The following is a 6,308-nucleotide window of genomic DNA, read 5'->3' on the forward strand; positions in this document are numbered from 1 at the left end:
GCCCAGTACGGCTTCCAATGGCGGGCAGCGCTCGACGGCGGGACCGCGGACCTGATCATCAACGTCACCCCGCTGGGGATGGCCGGCGGGGCGGACGCGGAAACGGTGGCGTTCCCTGCCGAGGCCATCAACGCCGCCAAAATTGTCTTCGACGTGGTGGCGCTGCCCGCGGAGACCCCGCTGATCCGGGCGGCCCGCGCCGCAGGCAAGCCGGTGATCACCGGTGCGGAGGTGGCCACCATCCAGGCGCTGGAACAGTTCGTGCTCTACACGGGCGTGCGCCCCACCCCTGAGCAGGTGCGGGCCGCCGAGGAGTTCATGCGCGCCCAGTAGCACCTGGTGCTCAGGTGCCGGCCGACACCGGCTCCACCACGATGGCCACCCGGTCCTCCCCGATGCGCGTCAGGACCAGGGTGGCTGTCTTCCCGGCGCGTTTCCTGCCTGCATTCTTGCCGCCGGGCAGCAGCTGCTTCCGCAGTTCCTCCGGGGTGACGGCGGTGCCGCGCTTCTTGATGTCCAGCACCGTGATGCCTTCCTGCTTAACCCAGGCCTTGAGCGCCTTGACGTTGTAGGGCATGACATCCAGCACTTTGTAGGCACGCGCGAACGGGGTGTCTGCAAGTGCGGGGGAGCAGATGTAGGCGATGTGCTCGTCCACCAGGTGGCCGCCGAGCTCCTTTGCGACGTCGGCCACGAGTCCCGCCCGGATGACGGCGCCGTCCGGTTCGTAGAGGTAGCCCGCCACCGGACCCACCGGCGCCGCAGGCCCGGCTCCGAACTCATCGGCGCTGGCAAGCTCGGCTGCTCCGTTTGGCCCCAGCACCAGGGCTGAGCGGCGGACGCCGGCGCGGCGCACGGCGTTGAACCACAGGGCCACCTCAGTGACGTCCCCGTTCACGGACACCCATTGGGCTTCACAGCCTTCGGGCACGGAATCATGCGGCATCCCCGGCCCCATCTTCACCCCCACGGCCTTTCCGGATGCCGCGAGGGACTCCACGAAGGACAGCGGCGGCGAAAAGGCTTCGGGGTCCCAGATGCGCGTGGTGCCGGAGCTGGAGGTGACCCTGCGGGCGGGGTCCAGCCACACGCCGTCGATGCCATCCAGCGGGACCGCGGTGGCGTCCGCGTGGACCACGGTGGCGTTCGGGAAGGGGATGAGGTTCACGGTGGCGCAGGCGGCAGTCGTCTCGTCCTTTTCCACCGCGGTGACGGTGAGGTCCAGGGAAGCCAGCGCAAGGGAGTCGGCGCCGAGCCCGCAGCCCAGATCTGCCACGTGGCTGACGCCCGCTTCGGCAAAGCGCTGTGCGTGGCGGGCTGCAACGCTCAGGCGGGTGGCCTGCTCCAGCCCGGCCTGGGTGAACAGCATCTGGCGGGCAAACTCGCCGAACTTGGCCTCGGCCCTGGTGCGGAGCCGTGACTGGGTGAGGGCGGCGGACACGAGTTCGGGGGAGTGCCCGGCCTTGCGCAGCGCGGAATTCAGCCCGAACGACGCCTCATCACGGTAGGGCCCAAGGGAGGCCAGCAGTTCCCAGCCTTCCGGGGTGAGCAGCGGCGCGATCTGGTCCTGGGGAGCGTTGGGCATGCGTTCCAGCCTAGTAGAGGAGCGTCCTGCGGGATGCCGATAGGGTTGAAACCATGGAAGACAGCGCAGGCCCCCAGCAGTCCGGAGAACAGCAGCCCACGGACCGGGGTCCTGCCAAGTACGCCCGCCCGGCGCTGATCGCGGCGGCCGTGGTGGCGGTGGTGTGCCTGGCGCTGCTGGTGATCATTTTCTTCCTGGACACCTTCAACGCCACCGTCTATTCGGTGGGCGGCAACAGCATCGAGGACGATACCCAGGAGGCCCGGGATATCCGCGGGCTGTACGCCGGGGCACGGACCGGAAGCATTGTCTTCCTGGTCGCCTCCCTGCTGGCCGCGGCCGCCGCAGCCGCTGTGCTGTACCGCAGCAGGAATCAGGGGACGCGGGATTCCGACGGCGGCGAGGACGTTGACTTCGAGGATCTGGGCCGCTGAGGCTGCTGCCCGGCGCTGGTGAGCAGTACGCCTGATATCACCAGGATGCCGCCCATAACCTGCGCGATGGTGATGGGCTGGCCCAGCAGCACCGTGATGATAGCGGTAAAGACGGCGATCAGGTTCAGGTAGTTGCCCGCATTCGCGGCCGTGGTCCGTTTCAGGGCCAGGTTCCACAGCAGGTAGGAGCCCAGCGACGGGAACACTGCGATAAACGCCAGCGACCAGCTTTCGGCGGCAGTGGACGGCAGCCCGGCGCCGCTCACCACAGCCAGGGGGGTCAGGACCACGGCTGCCAGGGCAACCTGCACCGCGGTGGACGTGATGGCCGGCAGGGACAGCCTGCGGGCGATGATGGTGTAGAAGCCCCATACTGTGATGGCGGCCAGGATCAGCAGTTCACCGGCATTGATGGAGAAAGTGACCAGCCGATGCAGGTCACCGCCGGTGAGCACCAGGAGGACCCCGGCCAGGCCCAGGCCGATGCCCAGCCAGCTCACCGGGCGGGGCCGGTCCCGAAGGAGGACGACGGCGAGCACCATGATCAGCGCCGGGTTGGCGGCAGTGACCAGGGAGGCGTTCAGGGCCGATGTGTGCTGCAGCGCGCTGTACAGCAGCAGCGTATAGCCGCTCATCCCCAGCACGCTCAGCAGCAGCAGGACCGGCCAGCGGCGCAGCACCGCCTTCCAGTCCGGCCTGTCGACGACGTGTGCCAGGAGGAGCAGCGGTGCGGCGGCCAGGGCCCAGCGCCAGAACGTCAGCTGGAGCGGGTCCATCGTCTTCATGGCCGACTTGCCCACCACGAAATTTCCGGCCCAGAACAGGTTCGCAAGGATCAGGTACACGGCAGCTCGCACCGCTTCAATGTACATGGCGCATGTGTCCGCCGAAGACGAAACGCTGGCACTCGCCTTGACCGAGTGCTAACCCGGACATAGAGTCTTCATTAGCACTCTCCCTAGGAGGGTGCTAACACATGAAGAGCTGCCACCAGGCTGCTGCCGGCACCGCGACGACGGTTGCCAGCCAGGGCGGAAAGCTTTCCAAGTCCACGAATTTGCTGACGAAAAGGAGAGGTCCGAGTGTCGGTCTCTATTAAGCCTCTTGAGGATCGTATTGTTGTCCGCCCGCTCGAAGCCGAGCAGACCACGGCTTCCGGCCTGGTGATCCCGGACTCCGCACAGGAGAAGCCCCAGGAAGGCGAAGTTGTTGCAGTAGGCCCCGGTCGCTTCGAAGACGGCAACCGCGTACCGGTGGACGTAGCCGTGGGCGACGTCGTGATCTACTCCAAGTACGGTGGAACCGAAGTCAAGACCGGCGGCACCGAGTACCTCGTGCTGTCCGCCCGCGACGTCCTGGCGATCGTCGTAAAGTAACTTCCCGGATCCCCGTGCCGCTGGTCATGCCTTCTGCTGGCCAGCTGCGCGGGGTTCTGTCTTGAAAGGACAAAACCATGGCAAAGCAGCTTGCGTTTAACGACGCTGCCCGCCGGTCTCTTGAAGCCGGCATCGATAAGCTCGCCAACACCGTCAAGGTAACGCTCGGCCCCCGCGGCCGCAACGTTGTCCTGGACAAGAAGTGGGGCGCGCCCACCATCACGAACGACGGCGTCACCATCGCCCGCGAAGTGGAACTGGACGACCCGTACGAAAACCTTGGTGCCCAGCTGGCCAAGGAAGTTGCCACCAAGACCAACGACGTAGCAGGCGACGGCACCACCACCGCAACGGTCCTGGCCCAGGCACTGGTCAAGGAGGGCCTGCGCAACGTTGCTGCCGGCGCTGCTCCCGGTCAGATCAAGCGCGGCATCGAGGTTTCGGTTGAAGCCGTCGCCGCACGGCTGCTGGAGAACGCCCGCCCCGTCGAGGGCACCCAGGTCGCCAACGTGGCTGCCATCTCGGCACAGAGCGAAGAAATCGGCGAGCTCCTGGCCGAGGCCTTCGGCAAGGTGGGCAAGGATGGTGTAATCACCATCGAGGAATCCTCCACCACCCAGACCGAACTGGTCCTCACCGAGGGCATGCAGTTCGACAAGGGCTACCTGTCCCCGTACTTCATCACGGACGCGGACCGTCAGGAAGCAGTCCTCGAGGACGCCCTCATCCTGATCAACCAGGGCAAGATCTCCTCGCTGCAGGAATTCCTGCCGCTCCTGGAGAAGGCGCTGCAGGCGTCCAAGCCGCTGTTCATCATCGCCGAGGATGTCGACGGCGAGGCCCTGTCCACGCTGATCGTCAACCGCATCCGCGGAACCCTGAACGTCGTTGCCGTCAAGGCTCCCGGCTTCGGCGACCGCCGCAAGGCCATGCTGCAGGACATTGCCACCCTCACCGGTGCACAGGTTGTCTCCCCGGAGCTGGGCCTGAGCCTGGACACCGTTGGCCTGGAGGTGCTGGGTACTGCCCGCCGCATCACGGTCACCAAGGACAACACCACCATCGTGGACGGCGCAGGCTCTGCCGAGGACGTGTCCGCACGCGTCGCGCAGCTGCGTGCCGAGCTGGCCCGCACCGACTCGGACTGGGACCGCGAAAAGCTCCAGGAACGCCTGGCCAAGCTGGCCGGCGGCATCGGCGTCATCAAGGTTGGTGCTGCCACCGAGGTTGAGCTGAAGGAAAAGAAGCACCGCATCGAAGATGCCGTGTCCTCCACCCGCGCTGCCCTCGAAGAAGGCATCGTGGCCGGTGGCGGTTCCGCCCTGATCCACGCCCTCAAGGCACTGGATGAGGACCCCGCCGTCAAGGCGCTGGAAGGCGACGCCGCCGCTGCCGTGGGCATTGTCCGCCGCGCACTGGTGCAGCCGCTGCGCTGGATCGCCCAGAACGCCGGCTTCGACGGCTACGTCATCACCGCCAAGGTCGCCGAGCTCGAAACCAACAACGGCTTTAACGCCAAGTCGGGCGAATACGAGGACCTGATCGCTGCCGGTGTCATCGACCCCGTCAAGGTCACCCGTGCCGCCCTGCGCAACGCAGCCTCCATCGCTGCCCTGGTCCTCACCACTGAGACCCTGGTTGCGGAGAAGCCCGCTCAGGAAGACGAGCACGCTGGCCACAGCCACTGACGCACTGCTTCCACGCGAAAACCGGTCCGGCATCCGCCGGGCCGGTTTTTTGCATCTTCGGGTACGGCTGGAATTAAGTTCCCGGCATATCCTGCGTCTCCACCCCGCCGGCACGCTCATAAACCAGCCGCACCGCTCCTTTTGGAAAGGACCGTGCCGGTTCGGCGAGGCGGAAGGTGGCCGGAATGGTCCCGGCGTCGAAGAGCCGCTTCCCCTGTCCCAGGGTGAGCGGATACAGCCAGATGCTAAGGCGGTCGAGCACTTCCGCCTGCAGCAGGGAGCGGATGAGGGCCCCGCTGCCGAACATGTGCACCTCCCCGTACTCCTCGCGGAGCCTGCCCGCGGCCGCGGCATCCGGCAGCACGGTGGTGCCTGCCCAGCCGGGGTGGGCCAGCGATCCGGAGACCACGAACTTGGGGACCCGGTTCAGGGTGGCGCCGATGTCGCCTGGCTGGTGCGGCCAGTACGAAGCAAAGATGTCGTACGTCTTCCGGCCCAGCAGGAGGGCGTCCATGCGGCCGATCCCGGCCTCGATGTCGGCTTCGGACTCGTCATCGGACACCGGCAACTGCCAGCCGCCGAAGGCGAAACCGGCCTCGGTGTCCTCCTCGCGCCCGCCAGGCGCCTGGTAGACGCCGTCGAGGGTCATGAACAGGTTCGCGACGATGATGCCCATCCGCCCATTTTGGGACGGTGCCGGTATCGTGTCCAGATCCCACTGGCGGCGCCGTGGCAGACTGGTCCCATGCTGCTCGACGAGCTCGTGAAAACCACTGATGCGGTCGCTTCCACCCGCTCCCGGCTCGCCAAGGTCGAGGCGCTCGCGGACCTGCTGCGCCGGCTTGAACCCGGGGAGATTTCCACTGTCGTCGGCCTGCTGACAGCAAGGCCGCGGCAGGGGCGCGTCGGAGTGGGCTGGAGCGGAATGTCGGCAGCCAAGGGGGAACCGGCCGAAGAGCGCACCCTGACGGTGGCCGACGTCGACGCCGCCCTGGACCGGCTCCTCGGCACGGCCGGCACCGGATCCGCGGCGGAGCGTGCCGTCACCCTCCGGACGCTTCTGTCCGCCGCCACCGAACGGGAGCAGGCGTTCATCGCCGGAGTTCTCCTGGGTGAGCTCCGCACCGGCGCCCTGGAAGGCGTCCTGACGGACGCCGTCGCCCGCGCCGCCGGCCGGCCGGTGGAGTCCGTCCGGCGGGCTGCGATGCTTTCCGGCGACCTCGGC

Annotated in this window: 6 protein-coding genes and 2 pseudogenes; 5 read left to right on the forward strand and 3 right to left on the reverse strand. The window is 67.2% G+C overall.

What is annotated here, in order from left to right:
- A pseudogene (locus AC5RTT_RS19200) lies at positions 1-333 on the forward strand (shikimate 5-dehydrogenase); the annotation flags it as partial.
- Positions 334-343: 10 nt separating this feature from the next.
- Here the strand turns inward: AC5RTT_RS19200 and AC5RTT_RS19205 are convergent.
- Positions 344-1,585 carry a THUMP-like domain-containing protein gene (locus AC5RTT_RS19205; RefSeq protein ID WP_494146521.1) on the reverse strand — a complete coding sequence of 414 codons (1,242 nt, stop codon included), beginning with the start codon at positions 1,583-1,585 and terminating at the stop codon, positions 344-346.
- A gap of 53 nt (positions 1,586-1,638) precedes the next feature.
- Between AC5RTT_RS19205 and AC5RTT_RS19210 the strand changes: the two genes are divergently transcribed.
- A complete protein-coding gene (locus tag AC5RTT_RS19210) occupies positions 1,639-2,019 on the forward strand; it encodes a hypothetical protein (protein ID WP_494008874.1) in 381 nt (126 codons plus the stop codon).
- Here the strand turns inward: AC5RTT_RS19210 and AC5RTT_RS19215 are convergent.
- Entirely contained in the window at positions 1,959-2,891 is a 933-nt protein-coding gene (locus AC5RTT_RS19215) for a DMT family transporter (protein ID WP_494146522.1), read from the reverse strand. The two genes, AC5RTT_RS19210 and AC5RTT_RS19215, sit on opposite strands and share 61 nt — an antisense overlap.
- A gap of 210 nt (positions 2,892-3,101) precedes the next feature.
- On the opposite strand from AC5RTT_RS19215, the gene groES reads away from it, so the two are divergent.
- Together groES and groL are read left to right on the forward strand one after the other, a co-directional pair.
- Positions 3,102-3,395 carry a co-chaperone GroES gene (gene groES / locus AC5RTT_RS19220; RefSeq protein WP_003805290.1) on the forward strand — a complete coding sequence of 98 codons (294 nt, stop codon included), beginning with the start codon at positions 3,102-3,104 and terminating at the stop codon, positions 3,393-3,395.
- 77 nt (positions 3,396-3,472) lie between these two features.
- Complete coding sequence (groL, locus tag AC5RTT_RS19225; RefSeq protein ID WP_494146523.1) at positions 3,473-5,083, forward strand: chaperonin GroEL; 1,611 nt, start codon at positions 3,473-3,475, stop codon at positions 5,081-5,083.
- A 73-nt stretch (positions 5,084-5,156) separates the two neighbouring features.
- Here groL and AC5RTT_RS19230 read toward each other — a convergent pair whose 3' ends face one another.
- Entirely contained in the window at positions 5,157-5,759 is a 603-nt protein-coding gene (locus tag AC5RTT_RS19230; protein WP_494146524.1) for a dihydrofolate reductase family protein, read from the reverse strand.
- A gap of 69 nt (positions 5,760-5,828) precedes the next feature.
- Between AC5RTT_RS19230 and AC5RTT_RS19235 the strand changes: the two are divergent.
- Positions 5,829-6,308: pseudogene (locus AC5RTT_RS19235) on the forward strand (ATP-dependent DNA ligase); the annotation flags it as partial.

Source organism: Arthrobacter sp. Y3221157 (assembly GCF_059089865.1).